This window comes from Micromonospora sp. NPDC049044 (assembly GCF_040649215.1).
Taxonomy (GTDB): domain Bacteria; phylum Actinomycetota; class Actinomycetes; order Mycobacteriales; family Micromonosporaceae; genus Micromonospora.
The window spans coordinates 40,684-55,279 of the sequence record NZ_JBEZFA010000034.1; the positions used below are offsets into that span (position 1 = coordinate 40,684).

Genomic DNA, 14,596 nt, shown 5'->3' on the forward strand with positions numbered 1-14,596 from the left:
TCGTGTTGTTACCTGACGATACAACAGCACTCGTACCTTGTCGGGGGAAAAAGCACAAATTTCCGGGATTCTTCAGGTGTCGGAATCCGCCTCGCGAAGGGGGTCGCCCCGCCGCGCCGGGCCGCGCGGCGGAGGCAACCTCGCTGTCGGCCGTCGACCCGATCGCCGTGCGCGGCGCTCGCACCGCCGGCCGACCGGCAGTCGACGCCGGTTCAATCCCATCAACGACCGTCGGTCCGAGCGGTGACGTCAACGGGCCCCGACAGCGCCCCGACCGTCGCGGACGACGGTCAGGGCCGCGACGTAGGCTCGCTCACATGCGTATCGGAGCCCACGTCGATTCGACCGACCCGCTGGCGGAGGCGGCCGCCCGGTCCGCCGACACCGTGCAGTTCTTCCTCGCCGACCCGCAGGGGTGGAAGGCGCCCAAGCCTCGGGAAGACGCCGAGCGGCTACGCGCGGCCGAGGTCGACCTCTACGTGCACGCGCCGTACGTCATCAACGTGGCGACCCTCAACAACCGCATCCGGATCCCGAGCCGCAAGCTGCTGCTCGGCCATGCCAACGCCGCCGCCGCCATCGGCGCCAAGGGCGTGATCGTCCACGGCGGGCACGTGAACGCCGGAGACGACCTGGCCGTCGGCTTCGACAACTGGCGCAAGACCTTCGCGTACGCCGCCGACTCCGGTGGCTTCGGCGTGCCGGTCCTGATCGAGAACACCGCCGGGGGCGACAACGCCTGCGCCCGGCGACTGGACGCGCTCGCCCGGCTCTGGGACGCCATCGGCGACCACGAGGTCGGCTTCTGCCTGGACACCTGCCACGCGTACGCGGGTGGCGAGGAGTTGCTCGGGCTCGTCGACCGGGTCAAGGCGATCACCGGACGGATCGACCTGGTCCACGCCAACAACTCCAAGGGCGGGTTCAACTCCGGCCAGGACCGGCACGACAACCTGGACGGCGGAACGATCGACCCGGAACTGGTGGTGGCGGTGATCCGGGCGGCCGGGGCGCCGGTGGTCGTCGAGACGCCGGGAGGGGTGGCCGGTCAGGCCGCCGACATCGACTTCCTCCGGCAGCAGCTCGGGACGGAGCACCGGCCAGCATGACGACCGGACAACCCGGGACCGGTAAGACCCGGCCCGTTCCCGCCGGCCCGGATGCCGAACACCTACCCACCACGGGCAGCCCGGCCCGGCCGTCCAGCACCTCCGACGCCGGCCGGACGTCCGTCTCCGCCAAGACAACGACCGCTACGGGAAGCTCCGGGCAGCCCGTGCCGCCGACCGACGCCGCGAAGCCCGCCGCAGCGAGTAACGGTGGGCCCACGGCCGCCGGTCACGACGAGACCGATCCCGCGAAGAACAACACGGCAAAGGCCAGCAACACAGCCGAAGCCAGCGACCCCGCCGAAGCCGCCAACACGGCAAAGGCCAGCGACACGGCAGACGGCGAGGACACGGTCCGGGACGCCACCGGTACGGGCGACGCGACCACGGCGGACAACACCACGACCGGACCCGCCAAGACCGACGCGCCCACGGCTGACGACACCAAGACCGGGTTGGCGAGGACCTGGTTCGCCAAGGCGTGGTTCGCCAGGATCCGGTCCACCAAGGCGGACGACACCAAGGCCGGGACCGCCGAGGACGAGACGGCCAAGCGGAACAGCACCGAGTCCGGCTCCGCCAAGGTCGACAGCCCGGTCAAGGACGGCCGCCCGGTCGACGGCGACGGCACGAAGGTCGATGCCGCCAAGGGCGGCGCGACCACGGGCGGTGGCTCCGCCGAGAGCGCGAAGGCGGGCCAGGCGCAGACCGACGGCGAGACGAAGCCGGTCGATCCGGATCGTTGGGCTGCGTTCGCTTCCGCTCCGGAGCCGAAGCCGTCGATCGTGAGCCGGGCCGGCCGGGCCGTCGGGCGGTTCCTGATCCACGAGTGGACACTGGCCGCACTGGGCTCCCTGGCACTGGCCGTGCTGATGACCTGGCCGACGCTGCGCTACCCGCGCTACACACTCCCGCAGGACTACTGGGATCCGAGCCTGCAGGCCTGGCAGATGGCCTGGTCGGGGCACATCCTGCTGACCGACCCGGCGCACCTGTGGCAGTCCAACACGTTCTTCCCCGAGCTGTGGAGCTTCGCGTTCTCCGACACCCTGCTCGGGTACGCCCCGGCGGGGATGCTCGGCAGCGGCCCCGCGGACGCGATCCTGCGTTACAACATCATGTTCGTGTTGGCACACGCGCTCGCCACGTTCGGGGCGTACGCCCTGGCTCGACAGCTCGGTGCCGGTCGGATCGGTGCCGCCGTCGCAGGTGTCACCTACACCTACGCGCCGTGGTTGCTGTCCCAGGCCGGTCACCTGCACGTGCTCTCCAACGGCGGGATCCCGCTGGCGTTGGCGATGTTGGCGCGCGGGCACGGTTGGTCACTGCGGCACGGTTACCGGCCCGAGCAGCGACACGACGGTTGGGTCTACGCCGGTTGGCTGGTGGCGGCCTGGCAGCTCAGTCTCGGCTTCGGCATCGGGCTGCCGTTCGCGTACTTCCTGGGCGGCGCGGTGCTTGTCGCCGTCGTCCTCTTCTACGTGCGGCGGCTGCGCACCCGCCAGGCCGTGCCCTTCGGCCGCCGGTTGTTCATCGCGGACGTGCTCGGCGGGCTGTTGTTCGCCGGTGTGGGGGCGCTGCTGGCGGTCCCGTTCTTCCGGGTCACCGAGCTGCACCCGTACGCCGAGCGCACCATCGACGACGTCAGTGTCTTCTCGCCGCCGGCGTCGGGTTTCGTGACGGCACCCGCCGAGTCGTGGATCTGGGGTGGACTGCACGAGGGTGCCCGGGCGGCGCTGCCGTGGCACCCGGAGATGACCCTGTTGCCGGGCTACGTGCTCTACGCGCTCGCCCTGGGTGGGTTGTTCTTCTCGGTCTGGCGGCGGCGGCACCGACTGCTGCTGCTCGCCGGGGTGCTGGTGACGATGGCCTTCGCGATGGGCACCCGTTTCTTCGACGGCACCTTCACCTACGTGCCGCTGTTCGAGCACGTGCCGGGCTGGAACGGGCTGCGTACCCCTGGTCGGTTGATGTTGTGGACCACGTTGTTGCTGGGCTTGCTCGCGGCAGGAGCGGTCACGGCGCTCACCGACCGGGTCCGCGAGCTGACCGCGCAGCGGATCCCGTCGTGGCCGGGCCCGTGGCTGCGGATGGCCACGCTGCTGCCGCTGCTGCTGGTGACCGTCGAAGGCCTGAACAGCACCCCGCACCCGGTGGTGCCGACGCAGCCGGCCGCGCTGCGCGCGGCCGAGGGGCCGCTGCTGGTGCTGCCGAGCAGCCAGAACCTGGACCAGCACGTGATGCTCTGGTCGACAAGCGGGTTTCCCGATGTGGTCAACGGCGGCAGTGGCTTCACCCCCCGTCAGCTCGACGACGTCCGCCGGGTGAGCCAGTCGTTCCCCAACCAGACAAGCGTCGACTACCTGCGCACGCTCGGCGTCCGGACGGTGGTGCTGCTACGCGACCGGGTGCCCGGCACGCCGTGGGAGATCACCATCGACGCGCCGGTCGAGTCGCTCGGCATCACCCGGCAGGAGGTCGGGAACGCCGTCGTCTACCGGCTCTGACGCGGGCGCACGGGATCACGTGGTGGGGGCGGGTTCGGGTTCGGGTTCGTTGGTCGCCGCTGGGCGGCGCCAGCGCTCCAGCCAGGGCGCGTCCGGTGCGCCGTCGAGCACCCCGCCGTCCGGATCGTCCGGGTAGGTGGACCGCACCGCGTCCTGCTCGGGGTGCAGGATCTCCCGGATGACAAACACGCAGAGCACCACGACGGTGGTCAGCCGCAGTGTCGAGGCCAGCACGAACACCCCCTCCGGGAAGACCGGGCGGCTGGTCGCCGCGCCGAGCAGCTCACCGTAGAAGGCGACGAAGTAGCAGACCTCGGCGATCTGCCAGGCCAGGAAGGCCCCCCACTTGGGCCGGGCCAGCACCACGAGCGGCAGGAGCCAGAGCACGAACTGCTGCGACCAGACCTTGCTGAAGATGAGGAACGCCGCGACCACCAGGAAGGCGAGCTGCCCCAGCCGGGGTCGGCGCGGTGCGCGCAGCGCCAGCACGGCCACCCCGAGGCAGGCCAGCCCGAACAGCGCGTACGACAGGGTGTTGAGGGCGGGGATGTTGGCGTTCAGCCACTCGAACGGGCCGAGCTGGCCGGGGTCGTTGCCGACCTTGCCGTCCAGGTAGCGCCCGATGTACCAGAGCGTGCCCCAGTCGATCGGCCGGGTGGTGTTCAGCTCGAAGAACCGGTCCCAGTTGTCCGGGTAGGCCCGTGCGGCGGGCAGGTTCACAAGCACCACAGCGGCTACCGCCGTGCCGACGGCGGTGAGCGCGGCGCGGACCCGGTTGGCTCGCAGTCCGAGTACGAGGATCGGCCCGAGCAGGAACAACGGCCACAGCTTCGCCGCGCCGGCCAGCCCGAGCAGCACGCCGGCGACCGCCGGTCGTTTTCGGGCCCAGGCCAGCAGGCCGAAGGCGGCCAGCCCGATGGCCAGCAGGTCCCAGTTGACGGTGGCGGTGAGCACCAGCGCGGGGGCGAGTGCGAACAGCGCGGCGTCCCAGGGTCGTCGGCGGCGCAGGGCCAGGATCACCGCCACCGTGGCCACCGCGAGCGCGCCCAGCACCAGCGCGTTGAGGTTGTAGAACCACTGGCCCTGGTTGATGCTCGGGTCGTCGGCACCGACGGCGTGCACCGGCAGGCCCAGCGCGCCCATGAAGTAGCCGGTCAACACCGGGTACTCGACCGGGTGGTCGCGGTAGGGCACCTTGCCCTCGTTGAGCCCTTCGGCGTAGTACAGGGCGAGCACGTCGGTGTAGCAGAACCGGGTGTACTGCACGTTGTTCTGCCAGGCACCGTCCTGACAGGGCGACTTCTGCACCCAGTGCAGCGCGAGGGTGAGGCAGGCCAGCGCCAGCACGATCCGGACGGCGGTCCAGAAGCGCCGTTCCTGGCCGGCCGGCCGGTCGAGCGCTGTCGCGTGGTCGCCCAGTGGGCCGCCGATCGCGCCGGAGAGGCCGCGGACGAACCCGTCGGAGCGGGACGGGTGGTCGGTGGTTCCGGCGTCGTCGATGCCGGGCGTCGACTGGGTGCTCATGAGAAGGCATCCTGCCGTATGACGGGGGTACCCGTCCCGTCCCGACGCCGAGAGATCTGGGTACGGAAACGCCGCCGCCGGCCGAACAGATCGTCCGGCCGGCGGCGGCGTGTGCGGAACTGCGGATCAGTCCTGGTTAGGCGGTAGACCGGGCAGCAGCCCGCCGCCGCCACCACCACCGCCACCGCCTGGCCCACCGGGCCCACCAGGATTACCGCCCGGGTTGCCACCAGGATTGCCGCCCGGGTTACCGCCGGGGTTACCGCCCGGGACCGTGCAGAACGGATCGGTGAGCGGGTCGCAGCCCGGTTGACCCGGCTGGCCCGGCAGACCGGGCAGGCCGGGCAGGCCCGGGATGGTCGGGGGCGGCTCCTTGCCGTTGCCCTTCGTGACGTCACCCTCGCCGGTGACGCTTGGCAGCGGGATCTCCTCCTGGCCCTTGAGGGCGGCGTTCATGAACTTCTCCCAGATCGGGCCGGGGAGCGTCGAACCGCCGATGTCCTTGCCGCCGGTGAGCCGGATCTCCGGCCTCTTCGGGTCGCGGCTGCCCACCCACACCGCTGTGGCGTTCTGCGGGGTGTACCCGACCGTCCAGGCGTGCGAGTTGTCGTCGTCGTCGTACTCCCAGGTGCCGGTCTTGGCGGCGGCCTGACGGCCGTTTTCGAGCGAGATGTTGTTGGGGCGCGGGATCTGCTTCAGGACACCGGTGACCTCATCGGTGATCTTCTTGGGGATCCGCTGCTCCGAATTGATGCGCTCGCTGCCGACGACCTTCCACTTACCGGATTCCTTGTCCTGCTTCTCCACCTTGAAGACGAAGTGGGCCTTGATGTACTTGCCGTCGTTGGCGAAGGTTGCCATGGCGTTGGCGTGGTCGAACACCGTGATCGGGTACTTGCCGAAGGCTGTGTAGTTGTCGAACGGGTTCGGCCCCTTCTTCGACAGGTCGAAGGCCTGCGGCGGGTCGACGCCCCACATGGTGGTCACGCCCGCCTTCCGGGCCATGTCCACGATCTTGTCGGCGCCGATCGTGTCGGCGACCCAGTAGAACGGCACGTTGTACGACTGGACCGTCGACTCTTCGAGGGTGCAGTACTTGCCGCACTTGAGGTTGGTGCGGTTGGCGTTGCCGATCGGGTCCTTGGATCCCTTGGGCTTGTACGGCGTGGGATCCCAGTGCGACTTGACCGAGATGCCCGCCTCGATCGCCGCGGCCAGGCTGTACACCTTCATCGACGAGCCCGGCTGGTGTCCACCGGTCAGGTCGCCGTTCTTGTCGGTGTTCTTGCCTGCATAGTCGAAGTCGGCCCCGCTGTCACCGCCGTAGTAGGCGAGCACCCGGCCCTTCGACGGGTCGATCGACACCACCGCCGCCATCAGGTTCGATGGCTCGCCGTACAGCTCGGAGCCCTTCTTCGACTGCATCGCCGTGTTCTCGGCGGCGGTCTGCAGCTTCGGGTCGATGGTGGTGGTGATCCGGTAGCCGTCGTCGCGCAGCGCGTCCACGCAGCTCTTCTTGCCCTCCGCACCGTTATCGGAGCAGAGGCCCATCGCGTCCATCTCCTCACGGACGTAGTTGATGACGTTGCCCCGTGGGCTGTCGACACCGAACCCGTTTCCGCCCTTCTTCGGCGGCAGCACCTTGGGGTACTCGGTCGGCGCGGCGGGCTGCCCGGGGGCGTCCACCCAGCCTTCCTTCTTCATGCCGCCGATCACGTATTCCCACCGGGTCTTGGCGTCCGGCAGGTTGACCGCGGGGTCGAAACCCCTGTGGGTCTCGCTCGGCTGCGGCTGCTTGATGACCGCCGCGAGCACCGCGCCCTCGGCCACGGACAGGTCCTTCGCCGACTTGCCGAAGTACGTCTGCGCCGCGGCCTCGATGCCGTAGGCACCGCGTCCGAAGTAGATGACGTTCAGGTAGTGCTGCATGATCTCCGGCTTGCTGTACGTGTCGTTCAGCTTGGAGGCGAGGATCGCCTCCTTCACCTTCCGGCCGTACGTGTCGTCCTGGAGATTCTCGAACGCGTTGCGGGCGTACTGCTGGGTGATCGTCGAGGCACCCTGCTTGTCGCCGCCGGAGATGTTGTTCCATCCGGCCCGGACGATGCCCTTGTAGTCGACGCCGGAGTGCCGGTAGAAGTTGCGGTCCTCGGCTGCCGCCACCGCGTGCTGCACGTGCTCCGGAATCTGGCCGATCGTGACGAAGGTGCGGTTCTCGCTGCCCAGCTTGGCCAACTGGGTCTTGCCGTCCTTGGCGTACACGGTGGTGGACAGCGGCAGCGGCAACTCGTTCGGCATGACCACGTTCGTCGAGTAGTAGGTGAACCCGACCACGCCGACACCGGCCAGCATGATGAAGACAGCGACCCCGGCGATGAGTATGTTCATCCGCTTGCGCTTCTTCGACCGGGCCGCGCCCGCGCCGCCCGCACCACGACCGCCTCGACCCGGGCCGTTGGGCCCGCCCGGTCCACCCGGTCCACCGGAAACCGGTGAGACGCTCGCTCGGGCGACAGCGGCCCGGCCACCCACCGACGCGGAGCCCACGCTGGCTCGACCCGCCGAGGCGGCACCGACAGCGGCGGCACCGACGGTGGCCCGACCGGCGGGCGCTCCGGGTGCCGGGGACACCGGCACCGAGGCCCGTCCGGCACCGGCGCGGCCGGAGGCCACTCCGGGTGCCGGCGACACCGGAACCGAGGCACGCCCTGTTCGGCCCGGGGTGGCCGAGCCCACCGAGGCCGATCCGGCCGCCGGGCCCACCGAGGCGGATCCGGCTGCCGAGCCGCCGCGTGGCGGCACCGAGGCCGACCCGCCCACCGAGGCCCGCCCACCGGCGGCCCGCGGCGTCACCGAGGCGCGGCCCGGGGTCGCCGCTCCGCCCTCCGAGGCCGACCAGCCATTTCCGCGGGAGTCACCGCCGGGTCGGCGGTACGCGTCGTCCGCGCCCGCCCCGGAGTCGCCCGCCGGACCCGGGTACTGGGCCCGGCCGCGCGCAGAACTGGGATCGCCGTACGAGTTCATTCCTCACACCCTGCCGGTCGCGGTGGGGCGCGGCTGCGCCGCCACCGGGTTGCCGTGAGTTGCTTCACCCGGGACAGCGGCACGGGGGTGCCGCCTCACCGAGGTCAATGCTGTATCAATCGGGCCAATCGGACCATCGAGTGGTCGTCCGTCCCGGGTGTTGTCGATGGCCCCGGGGCCGGTCCAACCAGCTGCGATCACCGTTGCGCCTCTCGCCTCCGCCGACCTGCACCTTCGGCGGCCGCCACCTGCTGCTCGCCGGTGCCGTCGCTGTCGCCGGTCAGACCGTCCCGGCCGAGCAGGTACTGCTCGACGAGATGATTCCAGTCGCAGCCGAGGCACACCTCCACCACGAAGACCTGGAACTCACGCAGCGTCATCGCCAGGACGGGCAACTCGGTAAGTGTCCGCGCCTGCCCGGCGGACTGCTTGAGCTCGTCGCCGTAAATGTAGTGGACGAGGGTCAGGTTTTCACTGCGGCAGATCGGGCAGCGCCGGTCGGTCGGCTCTCCGTGGAACCGAGCGGCGTTCTTCAGGTACGGCGACGCGTCGCAGACGTCGTACGTGCCGACCCGGCCGGCCAGGAGCTCACGCAGCACTGCTCGCTTCTGAAGCGAGTAGTCGACGACCTGGCGCTGCGTACGCATGCGGAGAAGGGTACGCGGTCCGGCCCGACCAGGCGACCATGCTCACGATCCGTGACGACAGCGTCTCGAATCCGGGGGTTTGCCCTGGCCGGTGCAACCCGCTAACGTGCGATGTATCGGTCCGATACATCGCGGCGGTTACTACTTCACGCCGGAGGGGAAAGAGAGGGTGGCCAGTGCTCGAGTTCGCCATCCTCGGCCTCCTGCAGGAGTCTCCGATGCATGGCTACGAGCTGCGCAAGGAGTTGACCGCCAAACTCGGCGCGATCCGGGCGGCGATCAGCTACGGCTCGCTCTACCCGACCCTACGCAGGCTGCAGGCGGCGGGTTGGATCACCGAGGCTGCTGAGACGCCCGCCACTGCCGAGGAGGTTCCCGCGCTGACCAGCCGACGAGGTCGGGTGGTCTACAAAATCACCGCCGAGGGCAAGGAACGCTTCGCCCAGCTGATCGCACAGGCCGGACCCGAGACGTACGACGACACGGGCTTCGGGGTGCACTTCGCGTTCTTCGCCCGGACCGACCAGGCGACCCGACTGCGCATTCTGGAGGGTCGCCGCCGCAAGATCGAGGAACGTCGCGAAGGGCTTCGTGACGTGCTGGGCCGGGCAGCCGAGCGCCTCGACGCTTACACCTTGGAACTACAGCGCCACGGTCTTGACGCCTGTGAGCGCGAGGTCCGCTGGCTGGAGGAGCTCATCGCCAACGAGCGCTCCGGCCGAGCCCCGACGGTCCCGCACACCGGGACGGCCGGCGGCCGACGAGAAGACAACAGCCCGCCTCCGCCTGGAGAGACCAGGAATGAGCGGCCGTGACAGAAAAGAAGGAGGCAGACGCTATGGGCTCCGTCCGCGTCGCCATCGTCGGTGTGGGTAACTGCGCCTCGTCCCTGGTTCAGGGCGTCGAGTACTACCGGAATGCCGACCCGAACGACCGCGTCCCGGGTCTCATGCACGTCGCCTTCGGCGACTACCACGTCAACTCCGTCGAGTTCGTCGCGGCGTTCGACGTGGACGCCAAGAAGGTGGGCATGGACCTCGCGGAGGCGATCGTCGCCAGCGAGAACAACACAATCAAGCTCTGCGACGTGCCGCCTACCGGCATCACCGTGCAGCGCGGTCCGACCTTCGACGGTCTGGGCCAGTACTACCGCGAGATCGTCGAGGAGTCCGACGCCACCCCCGTCGACGTGGCGCAGGCGCTGCGTGACGCGCAGGTCGACGTCGTCGTCTGCTACCTCCCGGTCGGCTCCGAGCAGGCCGCCAAGTTCTACGCCCAGGCCGCGATCGACGCCGGCTGCGCGTTCGTCAACGCCCTGCCGGTCTTCATCGCCTCCGACCCGGAGTGGGCCCAGAAGTTCACCGACGCCGGCCTGCCGATCGTCGGTGACGACATCAAGAGCCAGGTCGGCGCCACCATCGTGCACCGCGCGCTGGCGAAGCTCTTCGAGGACCGCGGCGTCGAGCTGCTGCGCACGTACCAGCTCAACTTCGGCGGCAACATGGACTTCATGAACATGCTGGAGCGCAAGCGGCTGGTCTCGAAGAAGATCTCGAAGACCCAGTCGGTCACCTCGCAGATCCCGCACGAGATGAGCAAGAGCGACGTGCACATCGGCCCGTCGGACCACGTGCCGTGGCTGGACGACCGCAAGTGGGCGTACATCCGCCTGGAGGGCCGCTCGTTCGGTGACACCCCGCTGAACGCCGAGCTCAAGCTCGAGGTGTGGGACTCGCCGAACTCGGCCGGCGTCATCATCGACGCGGTCCGGGCTGCGAAGATCGCGCTGGACCGGAAGATCGGCGGCCCGATCCTGTCGGCCTCGTCGTACTTCATGAAGTCCCCGCCGGTGCAGTACGCCGACCACGACGCCCACCAGGCCGTCGAGGAGTTCATCGCCGGCGAGGTCGAGCGCTGACCCGCTGAGCGGCAAGCACGGCCGAGGGCCGGGTCCGAACGGACCCGGCCCTCGCCGCGTTCGGTGCCTCGCCGTCCGGTACGGCGATCGAGCTACTTCCAGCTCGGCGTGCTCTGCTTGGCCTTGGCCGCCCGCTCCGCCTTGCGCTCGGCCTGCGACTTGGCGGTGCGCCCCGCCGCGTTCACGGAGTACGGCAGGATGCCCGGGTTGACCGCGCCGTAGCCGATCACGAACGCCGTGACGTCGAGGACGACGTGCGTGGTCTGCAGCGCGTAGATGGAGATGTAGTCGGCGTCCCACCCGATGCCCGACATGAACGCGTTCGAGTAGACCTGGGTGGCCTCGTAGTTCAGCGACGCGAAGGCCGGCGGACGCGGGGTGTTGTACGGGAAGATCTGCAGGAAGCCCGCGGACACCGCGGACGTCGCGGTGACGATGCCGAAGAGCGCGTCACCGTAGTGGACGAAGTCGTCCAGCCGGACGTGGATCGTCTGACCGCCCCGCAGCCGGCCGGCCGAGTCCAGGGTGGTCGCCGAAGCGTTCGTGATCCGGACCCGCCGCGCCGCCTCACGGGTGTCGATGACCCGCTGCGGCACGATCGACACGATCTGGTTCGAGTTGCCGGTGGTGTGCACGTAGTCGGTGATGGAGGTGGAGCCGCTCTGGACGGAGACCACCTGGAAGTTGCCGTACTTGTCCACGCCCATCGAGCCGACCGGCGCTTGTTCGCTCAGCAGGTCACCGATGGGAGTCAGCATCAGCGGCGGGCCGGCGAACTCGACGCCGTCGCTCGCCTGGACGTTCGTGTTCGCCAGCCGCAGGGTCGGCCCGTTGGCCGGGTTGACGAGCGCGGTGGTGCCACCACCGGTGACGAAGTTGCTGGCGGCCTGGACCACCGGCTGACCCGGGTCGGCCTGGGCCGGGCCGGCGACGGCGGCACCGACAACTGTGGTGCCGGCGACACCGGCGGCGACAGTGCCCGCGCGGCGCAGCAGCTGGCGCCGGTCGACGGTCTTGTCCTGGTTTTCGGTCATGAGTACCCCCGCGAAAGTGGAAATGACGCCCGATCATGACCGTTACGGGACCGTATCCACATCGACCGGTCGGTTGATAGTCAAGGTTCTTTCCGGCGCGCACGGCCGACCGCGACAGGTCAGGACCAGGCGTGCCGCAGCGCGACAGCGGCCTCCAGCTCCAGCAGCTTGACCTTGCGCGGCAGACCCCCGCCGAAGCCGACAAGTTTGCCGCCCGCGCCGACGATCCGATGACACGGCACGATCACCGGCACCGGATTGCGGTTGCAGGCCACGCCCACCGCCCGCGCTGCCCCGGCATCGCCGACCCGCCGTGCCACCTCCCCGTACGTGAGCGTCTCGCCGTACGGGATGCGCGTCATCTCCCGCCACACGGCCCGCTCGAAGTCCGAACCGCGCGGCATCGAGACCGGAACGGTGAACGCTGTCAGCTCGCCGGCGAAGTAGGCCCGCAGCTCGGCGACGGCCTGCCGGGACAGCGCGAGGTCGGGTTGCTCGGTGGCAGCCTCGACCCGGCCGAAACGGGTGCCACACACGCTCGCGTCATCGGTGCCGACGGAGAACTCGCCGATCGGTGAGTCGAGCACTGTCCAACGCATCGCACCATTCTCCCCGACCGGGGCGACGCCGTGCGGACGCCGTCGACGACCGGCGGCCAGCCGCGTTGTGTGACGTCGATACCGTGCAGGTCGTGGCAACGGGGACGCTCATTTTTCTCATCATCGGCGGGGCGGGCATCGGGGTGCTCGCGCTCGCGCTGCTCGGCACCGAACTGTTCCAGTTCGCGCACGCCGACGTGGACGGACCGATCTCGGTCGAGACGGTTTCCGGTTTCGCCGGGGCGTTCGGCTTCGGCGGGGCCATCGTGAACGAGCTGCTCGGAGCGCGTACCCCCGCAATGATCGTCGGTGCGGCGGCCGGTGGGGTGCTCGCGGCAGTGCCCACCGGGTGGTTGGCGTCCCGGCTGAGCCGCGCGGCACGGAACATGCGCACCGATCCCACCCCCACCCGCGACGACCTGGTCGGCGCGCTCGGCCTGGTGGTCACCCCGGTGCCGGTCGACGGCTACGGCGAGGTGCGGGTACGCCTCGCCGGCCAACCGGTCAAGCTCAGCGCCCGCGCGGACCAGCCAATACCGATCGGCACCCAGGTCTTCGTCGTGCAGGCGCTCAGTGAGACAAGCGTGCACGTCGAGACCTACTGATCTCCTTCTCCTCCTCGTAGACGGGACTTCCTATATGGCCCTGCTCATCGCCATCGGTGGCGCGGTTCTCCTCGCGCTCATCCTGGTGCTCTTCGTGCTCTCCCGGATCAAGGTGGCCGGGCCGAACGAGGCGTTCATCGTGACCGGCCGCAAGGGCCGCACCACGCAGACCGCCGACGGTGGCCGGTCGACGGACAACTCCGGGCAGAAGGTAGTGCTGGGCGCCTCGGTGTTCGTGCTGCCGGTGGTGCAGAAGCTCCAGTCGCTCGACCTGTCCAGCCGCCGGATCGACGTCGGCATCCGGGGCGCGGTGAGTAAGCAGGGCATTCGCGCCGACCTGCACGGTGTGGCGATCGTCAAGGTCGGCGGCACCGAGGACGCGATCCGGGCCGCCGCCCAGCGGTTCCTGCACCAGCAGGACGAGATCGACAACTTCACCCGGGAGGTGCTGGCCGGCGCGCTGCGGTCGATCGTCGGCCGGCTCACCGTCGAGGAGGTCATCCGGGACCGGGCGGCGTTCGCCAGCGCGGTCGCCGAGGAGGCCGAGCACTCGATGACCAACCAGGGTCTGGTGCTCGACACGTTCCAGCTCCAGGACATCCTCGCGGAAGGCTCCTACCTGCAGGACCTGGGTCGGCCGGAGGCCGCCCGGGTGCTCAAGGACGCGGCGATCGCCGAGGCGCGGGCCCGGCAGCAGGCCGAGCAGGAGCGACTGCTCGCCGAGGAGGCAATCGCCGAGGCGAACCGGAACCTGGCCCTCAAGCAGGCCGGTATCCAGGCCGAGATCGACGCGGCGAAGGCGAAGTCGGCTGCCGCCGGGCCGCTCGCCCAGGCGGAGCGGGACCAGGCAATCCTCTCCGAGCAGCAGAAGGTCGCCGAGCGCAACGCCGAGCTCAAGCAGCGTCAGCTGGACACCGAGGTGCGCAAGCCCGCCGACGCGGCCCGGTACAAGGTGGAGCAGGAGGCCGAGGCGTCCCGCAACGCGGCGGTGCTGCACGCGGACGCGCAGCGACAGTCGGTGATCGCCGCCGCGCAGGCCTCCGCCGAGCAGGCGCGACTCACCGGTGAGGGCGAGCGGGCCCGACGTGCCGCGCTGGCCGAGGCCAACGCGATCGAGGGCGCCAAGGAGGGTGAGGCCGAGCAGCGCCGCCGTTCCGCCATCGCCGAGGCGGTGGAGCGGGAGGGTCAGGCCGAGGCTGCGGCCATCCTGGCCAAGGGTGAGGCCGAGGCGGACGCGATGGCGCGCAAGGCCGAGGCGTTCGCCGCGTACGGCGAGGCGGCGGTGTTGGACCTGCTGGTCAAGGTGCTGCCGCAGGTGGTGGAGGCGGCCAGCGCGCCGATCGGGGCGATCGACAAGATGACTGTCATCTCGACCGACGGCGCGTCGTCACTCACCAAGTCGGTGGCCGGCAACGTGGCCCAGGGGCTCCAGCTCGGCAGCGACCTGACCGGGATCGACCTGGCCGGCCTGCTGGCCCGGCTCGGGTCGGCCTCGACTCCGGGCGGCAACGGCACGTCGGCCGGTAAGGGCGCGTCAGTGGACGGGACCGCGGTCGAGACCCGCTGACACCACACGACGACGGGCGCCGCTCCCGGCTCGGGGGTGGCGCCCGTCAGATCCACTCGGGT

Annotated in this window: 12 protein-coding genes; 7 read left to right on the plus strand and 5 right to left on the minus strand. The window is 70.0% G+C overall.

Going from position 1 to position 14,596, the window contains the following annotated elements; genetic code table 11:
* Positions 1 to 317 precede the first annotated feature (317 nt).
* Positions 318 to 1,109, plus strand: a complete 792-nt coding sequence (locus tag AB0B85_RS25035) for a deoxyribonuclease IV (protein WP_357411259.1) — start codon at positions 318 to 320, stop codon at positions 1,107 to 1,109.
* The gene (locus AB0B85_RS25040) at positions 1,106 to 3,616 is read left to right on the plus strand and encodes a hypothetical protein (protein ID WP_357411261.1); all 2,511 of its coding nucleotides are present in this window, start codon (positions 1,106 to 1,108) and stop codon (positions 3,614 to 3,616) included. The genes AB0B85_RS25035 and AB0B85_RS25040 overlap by 4 nt, the downstream gene beginning before the upstream one ends.
* A gap of 15 nt (positions 3,617 to 3,631) precedes the next feature.
* Here the strand turns inward: AB0B85_RS25040 and AB0B85_RS25045 are convergent, their stop codons facing one another.
* Together AB0B85_RS25045 and AB0B85_RS25050 are read right to left on the minus strand one after the other, a co-directional pair.
* Complete coding sequence (locus tag AB0B85_RS25045; protein WP_357411263.1) at positions 3,632 to 5,140, minus strand: glycosyltransferase 87 family protein; 1,509 nt, start codon at positions 5,138 to 5,140, stop codon at positions 3,632 to 3,634.
* A 126-nt stretch (positions 5,141 to 5,266) separates the two neighbouring features.
* Positions 5,267 to 7,528 carry a transglycosylase domain-containing protein gene (locus AB0B85_RS25050; protein WP_357411265.1) on the minus strand — a complete coding sequence of 754 codons (2,262 nt, stop codon included), beginning with the start codon at positions 7,526 to 7,528 and terminating at the stop codon, positions 5,267 to 5,269.
* Between AB0B85_RS25050 and AB0B85_RS25055 the strand changes: the two genes are divergently transcribed.
* Entirely contained in the window at positions 7,515 to 8,222 is a 708-nt protein-coding gene (locus tag AB0B85_RS25055; protein WP_357411267.1) for a hypothetical protein, read from the plus strand. The two genes, AB0B85_RS25050 and AB0B85_RS25055, sit on opposite strands and share 14 nt — an antisense overlap.
* 139 nt (positions 8,223 to 8,361) lie before the next feature.
* Here AB0B85_RS25055 and AB0B85_RS25060 read toward each other — a convergent pair whose 3' ends face one another.
* Positions 8,362 to 8,811: a DUF5318 domain-containing protein gene (locus tag AB0B85_RS25060; RefSeq protein WP_357411269.1), complete on the minus strand. Its 450-nt coding sequence runs from the start codon at positions 8,809 to 8,811 to the stop codon at positions 8,362 to 8,364.
* A 176-nt stretch (positions 8,812 to 8,987) separates the two neighbouring features.
* Here AB0B85_RS25060 and AB0B85_RS25065 point away from each other — a divergent pair, with 176 nt between their 5' ends.
* On the plus strand, positions 8,988 to 9,626 hold the full coding sequence (locus tag AB0B85_RS25065; protein ID WP_357411271.1) for a PadR family transcriptional regulator: 639 nt from the start codon (positions 8,988 to 8,990) through the stop codon (positions 9,624 to 9,626).
* Positions 9,627 to 9,649: 23 nt separating this feature from the next.
* Positions 9,650 to 10,729: an inositol-3-phosphate synthase gene (locus AB0B85_RS25070; protein WP_357411274.1), complete on the plus strand. Its 1,080-nt coding sequence runs from the start codon at positions 9,650 to 9,652 to the stop codon at positions 10,727 to 10,729.
* 92 nt (positions 10,730 to 10,821) lie between these two features.
* On the opposite strand, the gene AB0B85_RS25075 is transcribed toward AB0B85_RS25070, so the two are convergent.
* Both AB0B85_RS25075 and AB0B85_RS25080 read right to left on the minus strand, forming a co-directional pair.
* Positions 10,822 to 11,763 (minus strand): hypothetical protein, encoded by a 942-nt coding sequence (locus tag AB0B85_RS25075; protein WP_357411275.1) that lies wholly within the window; start codon positions 11,761 to 11,763, stop codon positions 10,822 to 10,824.
* Positions 11,764 to 11,882: 119 nt separating this feature from the next.
* On the minus strand, positions 11,883 to 12,362 hold the full coding sequence (locus tag AB0B85_RS25080) for a methylated-DNA--[protein]-cysteine S-methyltransferase (RefSeq protein WP_357411278.1): 480 nt from the start codon (positions 12,360 to 12,362) through the stop codon (positions 11,883 to 11,885).
* Positions 12,363 to 12,445: 83 nt separating this feature from the next.
* Between AB0B85_RS25080 and AB0B85_RS25085 the strand changes: the two genes are divergently transcribed.
* On the plus strand, positions 12,446 to 12,967 hold the full coding sequence (locus AB0B85_RS25085) for a hypothetical protein (RefSeq protein WP_357411279.1): 522 nt from the start codon (positions 12,446 to 12,448) through the stop codon (positions 12,965 to 12,967).
* A 34-nt stretch (positions 12,968 to 13,001) separates the two neighbouring features.
* The gene (locus AB0B85_RS25090; protein ID WP_357411281.1) at positions 13,002 to 14,534 is read left to right on the plus strand and encodes an SPFH domain-containing protein; all 1,533 of its coding nucleotides are present in this window, start codon (positions 13,002 to 13,004) and stop codon (positions 14,532 to 14,534) included.
* Positions 14,535 to 14,596 lie beyond the last annotated feature (62 nt).

Excerpts from the sequence above, each read along its gene's own strand:
- AB0B85_RS25035 (WP_357411259.1), top strand. The coding sequence starts at position 318 with ATGCGTATCGGAGCCCACGTCGATTCGACCGACCCGCTGGCGGAGGCG.
- AB0B85_RS25040 (WP_357411261.1), top strand. The coding sequence starts at position 1,106 with ATGACGACCGGACAACCCGGGACCGGTAAGACCCGGCCCGTTCCCGCC.
- AB0B85_RS25045 (WP_357411263.1), bottom strand. The coding sequence starts at position 5,140 with ATGAGCACCCAGTCGACGCCCGGCATCGACGACGCCGGAACCACCGAC.
- AB0B85_RS25055 (WP_357411267.1), top strand. The coding sequence starts at position 7,515 with ATGAGTATGTTCATCCGCTTGCGCTTCTTCGACCGGGCCGCGCCCGCG.
- AB0B85_RS25050 (WP_357411265.1), bottom strand. The coding sequence starts at position 7,528 with ATGAACATACTCATCGCCGGGGTCGCTGTCTTCATCATGCTGGCCGGT.
- AB0B85_RS25060 (WP_357411269.1), bottom strand. The coding sequence starts at position 8,811 with ATGCGTACGCAGCGCCAGGTCGTCGACTACTCGCTTCAGAAGCGAGCA.
- AB0B85_RS25070 (WP_357411274.1), top strand. The coding sequence starts at position 9,650 with ATGGGCTCCGTCCGCGTCGCCATCGTCGGTGTGGGTAACTGCGCCTCG.
- AB0B85_RS25075 (WP_357411275.1), bottom strand. The coding sequence starts at position 11,763 with ATGACCGAAAACCAGGACAAGACCGTCGACCGGCGCCAGCTGCTGCGC.
- AB0B85_RS25080 (WP_357411278.1), bottom strand. The coding sequence starts at position 12,362 with ATGCGTTGGACAGTGCTCGACTCACCGATCGGCGAGTTCTCCGTCGGC.
- AB0B85_RS25090 (WP_357411281.1), top strand. The coding sequence starts at position 13,002 with ATGGCCCTGCTCATCGCCATCGGTGGCGCGGTTCTCCTCGCGCTCATC.